The following is a 17,211-nucleotide window of genomic DNA, read 5'->3' as shown; positions in this document are numbered from 1 at the left end:
GAAGTACGCTCGCTTTTGTTTACTTGTAAATACTGTCTATTCTCAAGTGGTTTAACTTTTTTATATGGGATTAAAAACGCCTAAATTGAATGAGAGCGAACTATTGGAACTGTTGCGAAGGCAAGATCGCAAAGCTTTCAATTACCTTTATGATAATTACTCCGACGCACTGTACGGGGTTATCTTAAAGGTGGTTCGCACTGAAGAAACTGCACAAGATTTGTTGCAAGAAATCTTCGTCAAAATTTGGAAGAACATTGCCCAATACGACTCAAGCAAAGGGCGTTTGTTTACCTGGATGCTCAATATCGCACGAAATACGTCGATAGATTATTTGCGAGTTAATCGCCTCGAAATCCAAGACATAGATACAGCCGTATATACTGTAGAACAAGGTCAATCAATATATGAGGAAATTAACAACAACGAACTTAAAGAAGTGGTGTCGCAACTAAAACCGGAGCAGCAAACGCTGATAGAAATGGTGTATTGGGGAGGCTACACGCACGAAGAGGCAGCCCAAAGGCTAGACATGCCGCTTGGGACGGTAAAAACGCGTGTGCGAAGTGCTCTTAGGGATTTAAGAAAATTTTTTGGTGCATGATTAACGTTAAAGAATACATAGAATCAGGTATCCTAGAAGACTATCTTTCAGGGAACGTTTCTGAACAGGAACGGAGGGAAGTGGATTGCCTATCTAAAATTTACCCCGAAATAAGGACTGAGTTAGATAGTCTCAGCGATACAATAGAACGATTTGCTTTTGCCAACAAAGTGGCTGCCCCAGCTGCATTGAAAAGTAAAATTATGGCACAGCTCACCTTTGCAGACGATGAACCTGAAACACAGGTGGAACAACTTGTTGAGGAGGAAGAAGATAATGTGCCCGTTTTACCGCTTAATTCGCGCGGAAATTCCTTTCAATGGGGATGGGTAGCGGCGGCTTCAGTAGCAGCTTTGGTTGGCTCGGTGGTGTACTTCAACGCTCGTTTGGATACACTTTCTACAACGGTGGCACAACAACAGAACGAAATAAAAGTACAAACAACGCAAATTGCGCAATTAAATGATGCCAATAACCAGTTTGTGACTTTGAAAGGGGTAGAGAAATCACCTAGTAGTTCGGTGCGGGTTGTGTGGAATCCTAAAACGCAGGAAGTTCAGTTAAGTGTTTTGTCATTGCCTACTCCTAGTGCCGACAAACAATATCAACTTTGGGCGTTGGTGGAAGGAAAGCCAGTTGATTTAGGCGTGTTTGATGTAAGTACTGCCTTCCAAAAAATGAAAACGACGGGACAAGCAGAAGCATTTGCGGTCACGCTCGAAAAGAAGGGAGGCAATCCGACGCCTCATTTGGAAGAGTTATACGTGATGGGTAAGGTGGCAGGGTAATCCTGCCCCGTCCCCAACAAAAAAGCCTCGGCAAACGCCGAGGCTTTTTTGTTGGGGAGTTTTTTGAGAAAAACTATTTAGCAATGCTTGCGTCAATCACCAATTCTTTTTCCCAAGATGCTTGGTTGTTTTTCACAAACTCTTGGTATTTAGGGTGATTTTGGAACGTCAAAATGTCATCCTTTGTGCGGAAAGTAAGATAGTGCATCGCATCATATTCTGAGCTTCCTGCCACGCTCAACGTTTTACCACCTGAGTAAGCAACCATTTGGTGAATCTCACGGCGGAGCTGAGCAAATTCATTCATGTGGCGCTCAATATCGGCGGCACTTGCGTCGGCTTTAAACTTAATGCAAACGATTTTTTGAATCTCTGCATTCTGACTTGGCGTGTAGGCTCCGTAAATGATGAGCATAAATACACAAAGGCCAAATACTGGTTTGATATATCCGAAAAACTTCTTCTTGTTCATTTTGGTAATAAGTTGATTTTTAAACTTCAGTTTTCACGTCTGATTTTGAATACGATGCAAAGATAACGAACGAAATTTAAAAATTGTACTTTTTTTATTAAAAATATAAACAATTCTGTATTTTTTGCTTTTTGCCAAATCAAATTACGACTGTATTAAAAGTGACGATACAACCTTATTCAGCGTCTCAGTAAAAATTTGAAGATTAAATCGATGATTCTGCAAAAAATACTCAGCCAATTACTTAATTCAAAAACTTACTTTACGCCATTTTGCAGTTCAAAAATGGTTTTATTTCGGTTTTTGAGGATAAAAAATACGATATTACACTTTTGTGTAAAGAACAAATACCAAATAAAATTTGGAGTGTACCCCTGTAATCTATGTTTAATTCGGAAAATATTTACACTAATTTTTCTTCTGTTATTGCTGAATATCCCAATTGGTGGCTTTTGTGGTAAAATAAAGTGGGGTTTTTGGGCGCACCAGCGCATCAACCGTCTCGCGGTTTTTAGCCTTCCTCCCGAAATGCAAGTGTTTTTCAAAACACAAATCAACTACCTGACTGAAAATGCGGTCAATCCCGACAAAAGGCGCTACGCCGTAGTGGGAGAGGCCCCACGCCATTATATTGACGCAGAGGCGTATGGAGATAGCGCATTGTACAAACTTCCTTATTATTGGAAAGAGGCGGTTGAAAAATACGGCGAAGATACGCTGGCGCTCAATGGTACTGTCCCTTGGGCAATCCAGCAATACAAATTTCAGCTTACGGAAGCATTTCGTCAAAAAAATCCCCGTCGTATCTTACGGGTAGCGGCAGATTTGGGGCATTATATTGCCGACGCCAACGTACCCCTGCACACAACCCGCAATTACAACGGACAAATGACGGGTCAGGAAGGGATTCATGCTTTTTGGGAGTCGAGGGTGGCAGAATTGTACGGGGAAAGTTATGATATGTTTGTGGGTGCGGCTATGTACGAACACAAAGTAGCCCACCGCGCTTGGCAGGCCGTCCGAAATGCCAATGCAGGATTGGACAGTGTCTTACGGTTTGAGCGGGAGTTGTCGGCGAAATTTCGACCTGAACAGAAATACGTATTGGAAGATCGTAATGGGGTGATAGTGAAGACCTATTCGAGGGAATTTTCGGAACGGTACCACCAGCTGCTAAACCGCCAAGTTGAACGGCAAATGCGTGCTTCCGTTAAAATGGTGGCGGATTTTTGGTTTACGTGTTGGGTGGATGCAGGCCAGCCCATCCTTTCTGATTTCTCTCATTTTGACTTAGACGAACAAGCAAAAAAAGAAGAAAAAGAAGAAAAAATGGGCTGGTTGAAGCGACTATTTTCGGTCAGAACGGAGAGCGATAATTAGGCGTTGGCAGGCTTAATTTTTTGAATTATCCACGCAAAAGCAATGACGAGTACGCATCCGACGACGTTGAGCCATAAAAATGCCATTAAGTCATACCACCAACACAGAACTACGCCGATTTCGGCCACAATTGCTCCCCAAAAGGTAGCTTTTCCACCAATGTTTTTGAAGTAAAACGCGACCAAGAATATCCCTAAAATAACGCCGTAGAAAAGCGAACCAAGAATATTAACGGCCTCAATCATGCTTCCTAATTTGCTGGCATATTGCGCCACAAAAATGCAGAAAACACCCCATCCGATGGTAGAAATGCGGGTGGCCATCAAATAATGATTGTCACTGGCATCGGTTTTATAGACGCGTTTGTACAAATCTACAACCGTGGTAGAGGCCAAGGAGTTGTAGGCAGCGGCAATCGAGCCCATTGACGCACTAAAAATGACGGCAATTAATAAACCAATCAGTCCAATGGGGAGGCGGTCAAGTACGAATCGCAAGAATACGTAATTCACATCGCTGGTATCGGCGGTTGGGTTGTTTTTCTTAATCAAGGAAACCGCGTCTTTTTTAAGTTGCTTTTGGGTATCGTCCGATTCTTTCAACGCTTCTTGCCAATGGGCAATCGAAGTTTCGTCTTTGGAATCCAATGCTTTGGCCAAACCATCGACGGCTGCCCGTTGACTGCTCACGGCCAATGAATGTTTCTCTTCCAACGATTGGTAATCGGCGGCGTATTCGCTATTTCTGAGTTTGTCAGTTTCTACTTTGTTAAAAAACAACGGGGCGGGATTGTATTGATAATAGACAAAAACGAGCACGCCAACGAGCAAAATCAGGAATTGCATCGGGATTTTTAACAAACCATTCATGACGAGACCCATGCGACTTTGTCCGATGGACTCACCTGTGAGGTAGCGGCCTACTTGCGATTGGTCAGTGCCAAAATACGATAGTTGCAAAAAGAAACCTCCAATTAGACCCGACCAAATATTATAACGGCTATTGGGGTCAAAATGAAAATCAATGGTGTTAAGACGTCCTGCTTTCCCCGCAATCTTGAGCGCATCCACAAAACCAATGTCACTAGGCAACAAATGAACAACCATGTAACCTGCCACAAACATGGCCATGGTTACAATAATCATTTGCTGTAAGTGGGTGTGAGAAATGGCTTTTGTGCCGCCCGTAACGGTATAAATAAGTACCAACGAGCCCATCAAAATATTGGTCCAAGTTAAATCCCAGCCTAAAATAGTGGCTAAAATGATGGAAGGAGCGTAAATGGAAAGCCCCGTTGAAAGTCCGCGCGATAATAAAAATAGGATAACGGTAAAAATCCGAACTCGACCATCAAACCTAGTTTCGAGAAATTCGTAGGCAGTAAACACTTTGAGTCGGTGAAAAATAGGGACAAAAGTGATACTTAGCACGACCATCGCCAGTGGAAGCCCAAAATAAAACTGAACAAAGCGCATTCCGTCGGCAAAGCCTTGGCCTGGGGCAGATAAAAAAGTAATCGCACTCGCTTGCGTAGCCATTACGGAAAAGCATACGTGGTACCAAGGCAGCGATTGACCTGCAATAAGATAATCATCGATGTTTTGCTTGCCACGGCTTCGGTAAATACCGTAAATAATAATAAAACTGAGGGTACCAATTAAGACAATCCAGTCAATAAAACTCATTGGCAGGAGGGATTAGGTGGAAAGTGAAAGGTTTAGAAATCTGGGAATATTATTCGAAATACTTCATCATTACGTAAAAAAGCACTATAAGTACTAATAAGGTACCAATGACAATGCGGTACATTTGGCGCCAACTTTTAATGAAAGGTGGTAATCCTTCGGTCTCGTTAGGTTGCTGGGAGTCCATCATACAAATGCGCGAAATTTGAGTAGCAAAAGGGAATGGGTGAATTATTTGTTTTACATCAAAAAAATAACCAAAATGCGTGCCGTAAAATTAGGTGTATTCTTTGAGCTTCTGGTAAAGATTAGCTAGAAAGTCAAAAAAGATGTTTAAAGCGTCATAATCCTAGTTTTAACAACCGATACTTTTTTCAAAAACCCTTAATTTAACTTATTTTTCATTCAATGAATTTCAAAGATCAAGTAGTGATTATTACGGGAGGATGTTCTGGCATTGGGCGGTCGGCGGCATTGGCTTTTGCTCGTGAAGGTGCTAAATTATTCCTTGCCGACCTGTCAGAAAAAGCAGGGGACGAACTCGTGGAAGAACTTACGGGAATGGGTGCCGCGGCGACTTTTGCTCGTATTGATGTCACCGACGTAGAAGATGTACAGCGTATGATTAGCGATTGTATTTCCTATTTTGGGAATATTGATGTATTGGTCAATAGTGCGGGCGTCGTTGGGCCACGCGCTCGTACCGAAAAATATCCGATTGACGACTTTCAAAAAGTGTTGGATGTCAACGTGAACGGCCTTTTTTATTGTATGCAAGCCGTTTTACCCCATTTTTTGAGTAAAAAAAGAGGCAACATCGTCAATATTGCGTCGGTGGCGGGTTTGGGTGGATTTGCGGGGCACATTGGTTATTCGGCCAGTAAACATGCCGTAGTAGGCATGACGCGTTCGGCTGCCCTCGAATTTGCCAAACACGGAATCCGGGTCAATGCCATTTGCCCAGCCTTTACGTTGACGCCCATGCTCGAAAATGCGATTATCAACGACGATACCAATTACCTAGAAGCACTCCAGAATGCCATTCCGATGAAGCGATTTGGAAAACCCGAAGAAATCGCTGACGCAATTTTGTACGCAGCCTCGGCTTCATCATCGTTTATGACAGGGCACACCCTTGTCCTCGATGGCGGACTTTTAACTGCCTAATTTCATTCACCAATTACTAAAGAAACAACCAAAATGGCTGACAACCAACTTTTTCAATTGACAGGTAAAGTAGCACTCATTACGGGAGCAAGTAAAGGAATTGGCGAGCAAATCGCGCGGTATTTGGCGCAATTTGGCGCAAAAGTCGTGATCAGTAGTAGGCGGCAAGCAGACCTCGACGAATTGGCGGAAGACATTCGTAAAACGGGGGGCGAAGTCACGGCCATAGAGGCAAGAATGGGAGACGAAGCACAAACAAAGCACTTATTTGATAAAACGGTTGAAGTGTATGGCGGAATTGATATTTTGGTAAACAACGCGGCGGCCAATCCTTATTATGGCCCCACCGTAGATTGCCCCGACAATGCCTACGACAAAATCATGGACATCAACGTAAAAGCACCTTTTCAACTATCTAAAATGGTCTATCCCGTCATGAAACTGAGAGGCGGAGGGAGCATTATCAATATTAGTAGCATTGCTGGCGAAACGCCCGACCCAGGTTTGGGGATTTATAGCGTGAGTAAAGCCTCCATCAATATGCTTACCAAAGTATTGGCAAAAGAATGGGGTGCCGACGGAATTCGCGTAAATGCGGTCGCGCCAGGGCTTATCAAGACAAAGTTCAGTCAGGCATTGTGGCAAGATGAAAAAACATTGGCGCATTTTACAAAACGATTGCCCATTGCCCGCATGGGGACAGTAGAAGAAGTGGCTTCGTTGGTTTTGTATTTAGCTTCGGATGCGTCGGGATACTGCACAGGAGGCATTTATACCGTCGATGGAGGAACGACTATTTAGAAAGCACATATCCCAATATTTTCATGGAGGTTTTAAGTCGTTGGTACATTCCCAAGACCGTTGTTCCTAGATTGTACCGCCGATTTATCCCATTATGACTACTATTGTGCCCAATATTTAACATTCTCACCGCTTTTGATATGCTCATAACAACTACCAACAACATTGAGGGTAAAAAAATTACTCAGTACATCGGTTTGGTCAACGGCGAGGCCATCATAGGTGCCAATTTTGTAAAAGACTTTTTTGCAGGCATTAGTGACATCGTAGGCGGACGCTCGGGGGCGTACGAACAGGGCTTGCGCGAAGCGAAGAGTATTGCCCTCAAAGAAATGATTGAACAAGCCCAACGCCTAGGCGCCAATGCCATCATTGGGGTTGATTTAGACTATCAAACCATCGGTGGTAGTGGTACCATGCTTATGGTAAGCGCCAATGGTACTGCCATTATTTATGAATAAGAGGGGGCTACCCCTCTTATTAACTTAAATATACGCCTGCTTCAGGCTCAGAAAGCTTAACCCGAATGTGCTCGTTGAGGGTAGTGCTGAGGGCATAACCGACATAATCGGCCGAAATGGGAAAGGAGTGATGTGCCCGGTTGACCATGACCGCTACTTGTACCCGTTTGACAGAAACACCCAAAAACGGAGAAAGACTGTAGGCTAGCGTACGACCTGTGTTTAGCACATCATCCACCACAATGATTACTTTGCCGTTCAGTGCTTCTTTGTCTATGTCAAAATGGACAGGGCTGGTATGGGGTTGCTCTTTGTTTAGGTCAATTTTCATCAACGTAATGTTCAAAGGCGAAATCTCCCGCAGGTAGTTGGTTAAAAGACCAGCCATGGTATAGCCTTCGCCCACAATTCCAGCAAGGACAACGTTGGTTTCTTCGAGGTTACGTTCGTAAATTTCAAACGCAATTCGCTTTATTTTTTGGTGGGTTTGGTCGAGTGAAAGTATTGGATTCTGCACAGCGAAAAAGGAATAATCTGTTTTTTGTGAGACGAACGAGTTTGGCACAATTTTAGCCAAGAACTTATTGAAATCAAAAAACAAATTTACGCTTTCGCAATGAGAACCCTGCAAATTATTTTCTTGACGTTAGTAGTTGGGTGTATTTTTAGTGGCTTTATTGCCGAAAAGGCAGCCCGCGAGCTTGAAATCGCCGAAAAAATAAAAGGCTCGATAAAAAGCGGAAATGCCCACAATCTTGCGGTGCATTTTGAGAAAAATTTGGACTTAGTCATTGATGCCGAACACGTTGAGTTTCGGCGCGTTCGTGATGGGCAGGCAGAATTGATTTTGAAAAACTTCTTTAAAAAATATCCCCCGAAAGACTTTAAATATGGCTTTCAGGGGACGGCTTCTAAAGTTCGTTATTGTACAGCAACGTATCAGGCACTCAATGGTAATTCGTTTCAGGTATATATTTTGATGAGAGTCACCGAAAAAGAATACCTTATCAATACGCTACATTTTAAGAAAGAGTGATTTTATTTAATCACGAAGTTGTTGTCTTTGATGCCTTTGTTTACTTTGACCGACGTCACTTCTGCTTTTGAAGAGAACTGTCCGTTGCCTTGCTCGCGGACGTAAGGGATTTTAACACCATTGCCATCTTTGATTTCTTTGTAGTCGCTGAGGGCTGCGTTCATCATTCCGCCGCCCATCATTCCACCACCCATACCGCCACGGCCGCCGCCTTGGCCACCCTGTCCACCGCCACCTTCAGGACGTTGTCCTTCGGGACGCTGACCACCGCCTTGACCATCTGGACGAGGGCCTCTTTGACCTTCACCCGAGCCAGCTCTTTTTACTTTAAGACCCGTCTCTACGTCAAAGAAATCGTTCCATTTTCTTCCCTCAGGAATGGCAAATTCCACTTTCCACGCATCTTTGCCATTGACAGCTTCTTTACCAACCACCGTTTTTTGAACGTTAAATTCAGCATAAAGTAATTCGGGAAATGGAGCAGCTTGTAAAATGGCGCCTGCGGCGTCTTTGCCTTCGAGGGTACGAGAGTTGGTATTACCTCCAAAACCAGAAGTAATGGCTACCTTTGTTCCATCGCAAGTTTGGCGCATTACTTCATTGCCCATCATGTAAATGACGCTGCTGAATTTATTGCCTTTTTTAAATTTCACTTCCGATTCCATCGAACCACGTTGGGTTTCGGCAACGGTACTAATAGAAATGTCTTCGATTTTGGAAAGGGCCTCTTTGCCGCCAATGGCAGCTAGGTATTTGTCAAGGATGGCATCTGCCGAGGGAGTTTCTTGGGCTGAAGCAGCGCCAACAACGCCAAACATCATCAGGCTCAAAATTATTTTTTTCATAGTTGTTTGGGGAATGATAAAAGTTGATAAAACTTGGGTATTGATTTAAGCAAATGTACGTAAAAAGGAAGTTGTTATTGTGAGTAAAGTCGTCAGATTTTGGGAGAACACCGCCCAAACGCCTATTCAAATCGTTGAAGCCCCTATTTTTATAGAGCTAGGTTTACGCGTTTACATCAAACGTGATGATTTAATTCATGCTTACATTTCGGGAAATAAGTGGCGGAAGCTAAAATATAATTTGATTGAGGCCGAAAAAAATGGCTTTCAAACATTGCTTACGTTTGGTGGTGCATTTTCAAATCACATCGCAGCCGTAGCAGCTGCGGGGAAGGCGCTGGATTTTGACACCATCGGTATCATTCGCGGTGAAGAACTTCGTCCTGACTCAAACCCAACGTTGCAGTTTGCGGCCAAGTGTGGGATGAAATTACATTTTGTAGGCCGAACAGCCTACCGAGATAAAGAAACATTGGCCCACTTTTATGGCAGAGATGCTTTTGTGATTCCCGAAGGCGGCTCAAATCAGTTGGCCGTACAAGGGGTTGCCGAAATGGTAGAAGAGGTGAAAAATCAGCTTGGCGGAAAGATCGATTATTTCTGTACTGCGCTGGGCACGGGTGGAACGGCAGCGGGTATTCTATCTGCCTTTGAGAACGAGGTATTGGTTTTTCCTAGTTTGAAAATTTCGTCAGAAGAGGCTGCGCAATTGATTTTGACGCATATTCCCCAACCCACAGGACGTCTGAAGGTGATAGAAAAATATCACTTTGGAGGTTATGGAAAAATGAACGACACACTGCTGGATTTTATCCGCGACTTTGAAACGCAGACGGGCATACCACTTGAACAAGTTTATACCGCTAAAATGATGTATGGACTGGTGGAATTAGCGAAAGAAGGTTTTTTTAAACCAGGAACCCAAATGGTAGTTTTGCATACGGGAGGCTTACAAGGAAGAAGTGAACTGTTGCCTCCGATAAAAAGAAAATAGCCCCGAATATCGGGGCTATTTATCTACCTATTAACAGCCATGAAAACAAATATTTTACGCCATAGAAGGCTTGAATGTCAATCGTTGAATACCGTAGTAACTTCCAAAAAGAACAGCATTGTAAAAGAAGTCACCCATGACGGTGTTGAGGAATAAATTTCCCCAAAAGGTTTGTTGGTAAAATGCTAAACCCGCAGTATAGCACGCTACAAGACCCGCCCACGTTTGTGGATACATTGAACCTTGAAACCAAACAAAGAAATTCGTAATTAAAAAGAACGAAATAGAAGCTACCAAACTAGCCACGACAACGCGTCCAAAAGTAACTTTTTTCAAAAAGAAAAGACCAAATGCGGAAATGATAACAAAAGAAACGTAAGTGGGGAGAGAAGGTGAGCCAATGAGTACGTCACTCAAAAGCATGGCTACCATCGGAATCATGAAAGCATAAACTTTACGACTAAACTGAGCAGCACCAAACAAGGCAATTGCTCCAATGGGAGTAAAGTTAAATGGATGAGGTAAAATCCGAGAAAGTGTAGCTAAAAAAATCAGCACAGCTACTGTACTAAATCTCGTAAAAACTGAATTCATGACTGAGGTAAAAAGTTCTCTCGATACGTGTTTTTTTTTGTTGGCTCTTAGATTTCTCTGAACTTGGGTGTAAAGATAAAATGATATTTGTGAAAATAGCAAGAAGTGTGTCAAAAAAACACTAAAAAAAATGACAAATAGTGAACTAATACTTAAAAAAGTTTATAAATCCCTAAAATCCATAGATTGTTATGGCGTCTTTTTGGCTGAAATTACAGTTTGAAGGATTGCTGGGTATGCGTTACATGAAATCCGTCTTTTAGTATCTCTTGGTATTCGGGTGACGTTCGTTGAAGTAGTGGATTGGTATGGTTTAAATGAATAAAATGTACTTTCTTTTTTTGGGATATTGGGAGGTGTTTCAAAAGGGAAATGGTTTCAGTAACAAAAGGGTGGGGAACCTCACTCATGGGACGATTGATTTCGCCATCTTTGTAGAAAGTGCCGTCCAAAAGTGCATAGTCAACGTTTTGGACGAGTGTTTCGAGGGATTGGTTCCATTTTTGCCACTTGTCGATGTCGGGTATAAAGACCAGTCGCTTTTGAGGGCCAATTATTTCAAACCCGACCGTTTCTGAAAATTCATCACGGTGAGGCACTCTAAATGCTCTTACTTTTAGGCGGTCATTTAGTTCAATAAGTATATCCTCTTGCAATGGTTGAAGTTTAATATTCTCCAGTTGTACCAATTGGCTCCACGGCCCATTTGATTCCAAGTAAGTTTTCATGCGGGGCATGGCGTAAACGGGTACGGATTTGGCACCCATTACTTCTCGACCGAGATCCATTAGTCCTGTATAATGTCCGATGTGGGCATGGGTCAGAAAAATTCCTGACAAGTCGTTGTTCGCATTTTGGGAAGTGGTTTTAAGCGCTTCAAGTTGAATTTTGAAATCAGGGGTAGCGTCAAAAATCCAACGTTGTCCCGTACTGGGATCTACCAAGGCGATGCAAGAGACGGCCTCAAACGCCAATTTCTTTTCCCAAACTGCTCTACAACAGGCTTTATTGCAACCTGCTTGAGGATAACCGCCGTCTTGTGCAGTCCCCAATACCACCACGTATGGCTCCTGGGCGTTTGCGGCAATGACAAAAAGGAGTTGGAAGAACCAATATTTCATCATGTGTACTAATCGGTTGACCGTTATTTGTTAATTGTAAATGAAGCTATTTACCAAACAATGTCATAAATAAGGAGAATTTTCTTCATTTTTTGAAAATCTAGGCGACCAAGTAGGTAATTTTTGGCAAAAAGTGACTCTTTATAATAGGTTAGGCTAAACTTCAACCTGCCAACCAACGCACCAACCAATCAACTATCTACAAATTGAGTTTTATTCACTTTCCTCACAAACCCTTTATCCATGTGTAAGCTGTCTAATTCACTTACTTTTTATTGTTTCCTATTTATTGTTGGTTTTTGTACCCACGTTTTTTCCCAACCAAAAACGGACCTTACGGCACCCTTCGCTTTTGAGAATGGCGATAGGGTACTTTTTGTGGGAAATTCGTTGATTGAAAACGACGTCCAATTTGGTTATTTGGAACTAGCCCTGACGACCCGCTGGCCCAACCGAAACTTGACTTTCCGAAACATTGGTTGGTCGGGTGACAATGTGTTTGGTGACGCGAGGAGTTACGTAACAACGCCGCCAACGCCCTACGAGCTTTTGATGCAACAGATAACGGAGGCAAAGCCCACGGTGGTTTTTGTCGCCTATGGGGGCATCGAAGCACAGGAAGGAGAGGAGGGCTTGCCACGTTTTAAACAAGGTCTTAATCAACTCATTGATAAAATTGACCAGTTGGGGGCTAAAACAATTCTGGTTTCGCCCATACCTCTCTTAGTATCACCTCCTGAAAGTGTTTCACAAAAAAACAGTGCGTTAGAGACGTATGGTTCGGTCATTGAGCAAATTGCCAAAGCCCGTAGCAAGCGTTTTATCAATGTATTTAAACCCATTTTGGAAGCAAGTAAACAGTCCGTGATTACGGAAAACGGTGTGCACCTTAATGCGACGGGCTATTACCATTTGGCTACTTTTTTGGAAAAAGGGCTGGGGTGGACCGACCGAAACGAAGGTATTACGTTGGACGTATCTAAAAATACGGTGGAGTCGAATGTGCCCACCCAACTGTTAAGTCAAGCAAAAGAATCCACAAGTTTTGTGGTGAAAGAGACGTATTTTCCTTTGCCAGCCCCGCAAGAAGATGGCAAAGCCATCATGGTTGATAACGGTCGAAAGCTGAGCATCAAAGGACTGAAGAAAGGTTTTTACACACTAACGTCCGAAAATGAGGTGATTGCGGTAGCGTCAGCAAAACAATGGGAAGAGGGTGTTGTTATTCGACAAGGGCCTGCTTTTGTCCAAGCCGAAGAACTGAAAAAGAACATTGTTAAGAAGGAAGAACTCTTTTTTTACCAATACCGCCCCTTGAACCAAACGTACATTTTGGGCTTTCGTTCGTACGAGCAAGGGCGGCATAAAAAAGGATTGGAGGAGCAAAATTACCTCATTACGTGGCTAGAAGCTCAAATTGCCACTGCCAACCAACCTAAACCAGTTACTTATCAATTAACTCTTTTGAAGTAGGTATTGGCTATTTGTGATTGGTTATTGGGAAAAATCAGGTTAAAAGCATTTTAAAAAAACAGCCTCGGAGAGGCGAAACATTTTCTAATTATTTCTTTCTATGAAGATTTGGCTCCTCTGGAGCAATAAATAGTCACTTTTTATTTTTAATGCGTTCAACCTGGGAAAAAATAGAAAACCCGAAACCCTAAACAGAAAACCCCAAACAGTACACTCAAAACCCCAACCTGAAAACCCCAAACAGTAAACTTCGATTATGCAACGTACTACAATCAATAAAACTATTTCGTTGTTGCGAAAAACCTTACTTCTGCCCGTTGTTATTTTGACGACGGCCTTGGTAAATCAAGATAAAAACTGGGATGTTCCAAACCCTGATGTTCAAAAAGAACTCGAATCGTTTAAAGTAGCCGATGGTTTTGAAGTGACCCTCTTTGCGGCCGAGCCATTGGTTGCAAAGCCCATTCAGATGAACTGGGATGCAGAAGGGCGTCTCTGGGTGGTAAGTAGCACTGCCTATCCTCACCTAAAAACGGGTGAACAAGCCAACGATAAAGTGTTTGTGTTGGAAGACACCGATGGGGATGGCAAGGCGGATAAGTCAACCATTTTTGCCGAAGGACTTCTTACTCCCACGGGTATTTTGCCAGGAGATGGTGGCGTTTATGTAGCCAACTCGACCGAAATTTTGCATTTTGCCGATACCGACGGTGATGGGAAGGCGGATAAAAGAAGACGCATTTTGAGCGGATTTGGAACCGCCGATACGCACCATTTGATTCACACCTTCCGCTGGGGGCCCGAAGGAAGCATGTATTTTAACCAATCCATATATATCTATAGCCACGTAGAAACGCCCTCTGGAATTAAGCGTTTGGAAGGGGGAGGAGTGTGGCAATTGCGCCCTCAACAACTCGACCTCGATATTTATGCCAAAGGGCTTATCAATCCGTGGGGCTTGCAGTTCTCGCGTTGGGGTTCGTCATTCTTGACCGATGGGGCGGGAAATGAGGGAATTAACTACGCCTTTCCTGGCGCTACGTTTGTGACGGCACCTGGTGCTGAACGTATTTTAAGAGGGCTTAACCCAGGCCAACCTAAGCACAGCGGCTTGGATATTATTTCAGGACGACACTTGCCCGAATCGTGGGCGGGTTCGTTGATTACCAATGATTTTCGTGCCAATCGCATCAACCGTTTTAAATTGGAAGAACAAGGTAGCGGGTTTGTTTCTAAACAAGTGGAAGACTTGCTTTGGACTGATAATGTAGCGTTTCGTCCCGTGGATATTTCGGTAGGACCCGACGGCGCTATTTACGTTGCTGACTGGTATAACCCCATTATCCAGCACGGAGAAGTGGATTTCCATGACCCGCGCCGCGACCAAGAACACGGACGGATTTGGCGGATTGTGGCCAAAAACCGTCCGTTGGTAAAGAAACCACAACTGACCAAAGCTTCGGTAAATGAACTCTTGGAGGCGCTTCGCCAACCCGAAGATTGGACACGGCTTCAAGCCAAACAAGTCCTCAAAAGCCGTGGTGCGAAGGAGGTGATTCCTGCCCTTGAGCAATGGGTGAGTAAATTGGATAAAAAAGACCCCAATTACGAGCATTTGTTGTTGGAAGCGTTGTGGACGTATCAAACGTTGGATACCGTCAATGAGTCGGTGTTGTTGACTCTTCTCAAAGCCGAAAACCACAACGCCCGTGCAGCGGCGATTCGGGCCTTTCAGTTGTGGCATGGTAAAATAAAAGACGAGGCAGGACTATTGGCAAACGCCGTAAAAGACACCCATCCTCGGGTTCGATTGGAGGCCGTGATTGCCCTACGGAAGCTGAAAACCGCCGAAGCAGCGCAAACGGCTTTGACCGTATTGGACAACTCAATGGATGAATTTTTGGATTTTGCACTGTGGGAAACCGTACGCGAATTGGAGCCTCAGTGGTTGAGTCGCTTAAAAACAGATTCCAACTTTTTGGGTGACTCCAAGAAGACATCTTTTGCCCTAAAATCAGTCAACAACCCAGAAGCGGTAGCCCGCTTGACCCAACTGTATCAGAAAGGACAAGTGCCCGAAGAATATCAAAAGGATGCGTTGTCGTCGATTACAAAATGGGGGAAAGCTGCTGACTTAACTACCTTGTTTGATATGGCGGTTCAAGGTAACGCTGCGCGCGACAAACAAACGGCGGCGCGGCTAGGAGCGTTGGCGGAGGCAGCACAGCAACGAAAAATACAACCTACCAATGGATTGGGTAGAATTGTGGATTTTATAAAGAGCGACGACGAAGCCGTCTCGACCACGGCGATTCGGTTGATTGGGCTGTGGAAAATGGAAGAACTGAGTGAGCAATTGTTGGGGTTGATTCAACAAGGCGAAAAACCCGTCAAAAAGGCAGCATTGGTGGCTTTATCGGCGATGGGCAGCGAAAAATCGAAAAAAATGCTCATCGACTTAACAGGGACTAAAAATTCTCCCGAACTACGGGTAATGTCAGTGACGCAACTGGTGGGGCTGGATGCCAACGAAGCGGCCAAAATTGGTACAGACCTGATGCGGACTGTTCCCGCTGAAACGGATGTAACTGATTTGTTTAAAGCGTTTTTTGCGACCAAAACGGCGACAGAGGCTTTGTCAGAAGCCATTAATACGCGAAAAATTCCTGAAAATTTTGCCAAGGCAGGCCGCCAATTGATGGGACGAAATATTCCTTGGACTCGTCGCCGTGCCGATGATGTGGTGCAATTGGAAAAAGCGCTGGAGGCGTCGGGCGGTACATTGCCCGTCGAAAAAATGCCCCAACAACTCAACGACCGCGAAATAACGGCCTTGGCCAAAACGGTGGTCGAAACGGCTGACCCTGCCTTGGGCGAAAAAGTCTTTAGAAAGTCTGAATTGTTGTGCCAAACGTGCCACGCCATTGGCGGAGCTGGAGGACGAATTGGTCCCGATTTGAGTAGTTTGGGCACAAGTTCGCCCGTAGAAACCATCATTCGTTCGGTGTTGTATCCTACGCTTTCGATCAAAGAAGGCTATGAATTGCAGCGAATTGTGAAAAAAGATGGCAGTGAAATGATGGCCTATTTGGTGAGCAATGGCAATACTGAAGTAGTGGTGCGGGATGTTGCAGGACAGGAAATATCAATTGCTAAAAATCAAATCTCAACCATCGAAAAAACACCAGGTTCGTTGATGCCAGCGAGCTTGACGGCGGGGCTTGACAAGAAAGAATTTGTGGATTTGATTGGGTTTTTATCAAAAATGGGTGGGCAATACCGCGTTCCTACTTCCCGCTTTGTTCGCCGTTGGAATACTGCCATGGGAAGCAAAGAGCTGACCCGAAAAGTAACAGAAGAAGGAGGTTTGTTTGTGGCAAAGGACAAAGGAAAGGTCATAAACATGCCGATTTACAGTAAAGTATCGGGCAACTTGCCGCTCGATGAACTACCAGTGGTGGAAGGCGGTGCTGGAAAGCGTTTTAGTTTTGTCCGTTTCAATTTGGAAGTAGTCAACAAAGGAAACGTTGAATTAGCGCTGAACTCAGTCGCGGGAGTATCGGCTTGGGTGGATGCCAAACCGATGAAAATGTCGCCAACGGGTATCTCGGGTGAATTAGCCAAAGGCATTCATTCGTTCACAATTGCCATCGACAGAAACGCCTTCAAAGAAAATAGTATTTCTGTACAAGTGTTGGATGACCAAAACGGAGCCGCCCAGCTTCGTTTGATGATGGATATGTAAACCAAGTAGTTTCAACTGCTTGCTGGAGACTTCCTACTGAGGCTA

The 17,211-nt window shown here is 44.0% G+C and carries 16 protein-coding genes; 10 read left to right on the top strand and 6 right to left on the bottom strand.

All coding sequences use genetic code 11. The features are described 5' to 3' along the window. Window positions 1–64 precede the first annotated feature (64 nt). Window positions 65–604 carry an RNA polymerase sigma factor gene (locus AC23N5_RS10410; protein WP_028525740.1) on the top strand — a complete coding sequence of 180 codons (540 nt, stop codon included), beginning with the start codon at window positions 65–67 and terminating at the stop codon, window positions 602–604. After that, entirely contained in the window at window positions 601–1,392 is a 792-nt protein-coding gene (locus AC23N5_RS10405; protein ID WP_487755514.1) for an anti-sigma factor, read from the top strand. Before AC23N5_RS10410 ends, AC23N5_RS10405 begins: the two co-directional genes overlap by 4 nt. Before the next feature lie 73 nt (window positions 1,393–1,465). Here the strand turns inward: AC23N5_RS10405 and AC23N5_RS10400 are convergent, their stop codons facing one another. Continuing rightward, the gene (locus AC23N5_RS10400) at window positions 1,466–1,864 is read right to left on the bottom strand and encodes a Dabb family protein (protein WP_028525739.1); all 399 of its coding nucleotides are present in this window, start codon (window positions 1,862–1,864) and stop codon (window positions 1,466–1,468) included. Window positions 1,865–2,284: 420 nt separating this feature from the next. Here AC23N5_RS10400 and AC23N5_RS10395 point away from each other — a divergent pair, with 420 nt between their 5' ends. Next, window positions 2,285–3,244, top strand: coding sequence for a zinc dependent phospholipase C family protein (locus tag AC23N5_RS10395; protein WP_221225589.1), 960 nt, complete (start codon window positions 2,285–2,287; stop codon window positions 3,242–3,244). Here AC23N5_RS10395 and AC23N5_RS10390 read toward each other — a convergent pair. Then, entirely contained in the window at window positions 3,241–4,929 is a 1,689-nt protein-coding gene (locus tag AC23N5_RS10390; protein ID WP_487755513.1) for a sodium:solute symporter family protein, read from the bottom strand. The two genes, AC23N5_RS10395 and AC23N5_RS10390, sit on opposite strands and share 4 nt — an antisense overlap. A gap of 408 nt (window positions 4,930–5,337) precedes the next feature. Between AC23N5_RS10390 and AC23N5_RS10385 the strand changes: the two genes are divergently transcribed. The 3 genes from AC23N5_RS10385 to AC23N5_RS10375 all read left to right on the top strand — a co-directional run bounded on the left by AC23N5_RS10385 (window position 5,338) and on the right by AC23N5_RS10375 (window position 7,358). Then, complete coding sequence (locus AC23N5_RS10385) at window positions 5,338–6,096, top strand: SDR family NAD(P)-dependent oxidoreductase (RefSeq protein WP_183972426.1); 759 nt, start codon at window positions 5,338–5,340, stop codon at window positions 6,094–6,096. A gap of 33 nt (window positions 6,097–6,129) precedes the next feature. Then, window positions 6,130–6,897: an SDR family NAD(P)-dependent oxidoreductase gene (locus AC23N5_RS10380; protein WP_487755512.1), complete on the top strand. Its 768-nt coding sequence runs from the start codon at window positions 6,130–6,132 to the stop codon at window positions 6,895–6,897. Window positions 6,898–7,037: 140 nt separating this feature from the next. Beyond that, complete coding sequence (locus tag AC23N5_RS10375; protein ID WP_028525734.1) at window positions 7,038–7,358, top strand: YbjQ family protein; 321 nt, start codon at window positions 7,038–7,040, stop codon at window positions 7,356–7,358. A gap of 19 nt (window positions 7,359–7,377) precedes the next feature. Here AC23N5_RS10375 and AC23N5_RS10370 read toward each other — a convergent pair whose 3' ends face one another. Then, window positions 7,378–7,875, bottom strand: coding sequence for a phosphoribosyltransferase family protein (locus AC23N5_RS10370; RefSeq protein WP_122934342.1), 498 nt, complete (start codon window positions 7,873–7,875; stop codon window positions 7,378–7,380). Window positions 7,876–7,974: 99 nt separating this feature from the next. Here AC23N5_RS10370 and AC23N5_RS10365 point away from each other — a divergent pair, with 99 nt between their 5' ends. Next, a complete protein-coding gene (locus tag AC23N5_RS10365; protein WP_183972428.1) occupies window positions 7,975–8,394 on the top strand; it encodes a DUF4783 domain-containing protein in 420 nt (139 codons plus the stop codon). A 2-nt stretch (window positions 8,395–8,396) separates the two neighbouring features. Here AC23N5_RS10365 and AC23N5_RS10360 read toward each other — a convergent pair whose 3' ends face one another. After that, window positions 8,397–9,239 (bottom strand): hypothetical protein, encoded by an 843-nt coding sequence (locus AC23N5_RS10360; protein WP_487755511.1) that lies wholly within the window; start codon window positions 9,237–9,239, stop codon window positions 8,397–8,399. Window positions 9,240–9,318: 79 nt separating this feature from the next. On the opposite strand from AC23N5_RS10360, the gene AC23N5_RS10355 reads away from it, so the two are divergent. After that, a complete protein-coding gene (locus AC23N5_RS10355; RefSeq protein WP_487755510.1) occupies window positions 9,319–10,233 on the top strand; it encodes a 1-aminocyclopropane-1-carboxylate deaminase/D-cysteine desulfhydrase in 915 nt (304 codons plus the stop codon). Window positions 10,234–10,287: 54 nt separating this feature from the next. Here AC23N5_RS10355 and AC23N5_RS10350 read toward each other — a convergent pair whose 3' ends face one another. Then, window positions 10,288–10,827, bottom strand: a complete 540-nt coding sequence (locus tag AC23N5_RS10350; protein WP_487755509.1) for a DUF6580 family putative transport protein — start codon at window positions 10,825–10,827, stop codon at window positions 10,288–10,290. A 212-nt stretch (window positions 10,828–11,039) separates the two neighbouring features. Further along, window positions 11,040–11,951: an MBL fold metallo-hydrolase gene (locus AC23N5_RS10345; RefSeq protein ID WP_487755508.1), complete on the bottom strand. Its 912-nt coding sequence runs from the start codon at window positions 11,949–11,951 to the stop codon at window positions 11,040–11,042. Between the two features lie 240 nt (window positions 11,952–12,191). Here AC23N5_RS10345 and AC23N5_RS10340 point away from each other — a divergent pair, with 240 nt between their 5' ends. Both AC23N5_RS10340 and AC23N5_RS10335 read left to right on the top strand, forming a co-directional pair. Further along, a complete protein-coding gene (locus AC23N5_RS10340) occupies window positions 12,192–13,421 on the top strand; it encodes a GDSL-type esterase/lipase family protein (RefSeq protein WP_487755507.1) in 1,230 nt (409 codons plus the stop codon). A 256-nt stretch (window positions 13,422–13,677) separates the two neighbouring features. Then, complete coding sequence (locus AC23N5_RS10335; RefSeq protein WP_487755506.1) at window positions 13,678–17,166, top strand: PVC-type heme-binding CxxCH protein; 3,489 nt, start codon at window positions 13,678–13,680, stop codon at window positions 17,164–17,166. Window positions 17,167–17,211: the final 45 nt, after the last annotated feature.

The organism is Runella sp. R5_40 (assembly GCF_057652295.1).
The sequence above is the reverse complement of the archived record's forward strand: the minus strand, read 5'-3'. Positions and strand labels throughout refer to the sequence as shown.

Coding starts and splice junctions, on each gene's coding strand:
- AC23N5_RS10410 (WP_028525740.1), top strand. CDS start 65: ATGGGATTAAAAACGCCTAAATTGAATGAGAGCGAACTATTGGAACTG.
- AC23N5_RS10405 (WP_487755514.1), top strand. CDS start 601: ATGATTAACGTTAAAGAATACATAGAATCAGGTATCCTAGAAGACTAT.
- AC23N5_RS10400 (WP_028525739.1), bottom strand. CDS start 1,864: ATGAACAAGAAGAAGTTTTTCGGATATATCAAACCAGTATTTGGCCTT.
- AC23N5_RS10390 (WP_487755513.1), bottom strand. CDS start 4,929: ATGAGTTTTATTGACTGGATTGTCTTAATTGGTACCCTCAGTTTTATT.
- AC23N5_RS10385 (WP_183972426.1), top strand. CDS start 5,338: ATGAATTTCAAAGATCAAGTAGTGATTATTACGGGAGGATGTTCTGGC.
- AC23N5_RS10380 (WP_487755512.1), top strand. CDS start 6,130: ATGGCTGACAACCAACTTTTTCAATTGACAGGTAAAGTAGCACTCATT.
- AC23N5_RS10375 (WP_028525734.1), top strand. CDS start 7,038: ATGCTCATAACAACTACCAACAACATTGAGGGTAAAAAAATTACTCAG.
- AC23N5_RS10365 (WP_183972428.1), top strand. CDS start 7,975: ATGAGAACCCTGCAAATTATTTTCTTGACGTTAGTAGTTGGGTGTATT.
- AC23N5_RS10360 (WP_487755511.1), bottom strand. CDS start 9,239: ATGAAAAAAATAATTTTGAGCCTGATGATGTTTGGCGTTGTTGGCGCT.
- AC23N5_RS10350 (WP_487755509.1), bottom strand. CDS start 10,827: ATGAATTCAGTTTTTACGAGATTTAGTACAGTAGCTGTGCTGATTTTT.
- AC23N5_RS10345 (WP_487755508.1), bottom strand. CDS start 11,951: ATGATGAAATATTGGTTCTTCCAACTCCTTTTTGTCATTGCCGCAAAC.
- AC23N5_RS10340 (WP_487755507.1), top strand. CDS start 12,192: ATGTGTAAGCTGTCTAATTCACTTACTTTTTATTGTTTCCTATTTATT.
- AC23N5_RS10335 (WP_487755506.1), top strand. CDS start 13,678: ATGCAACGTACTACAATCAATAAAACTATTTCGTTGTTGCGAAAAACC.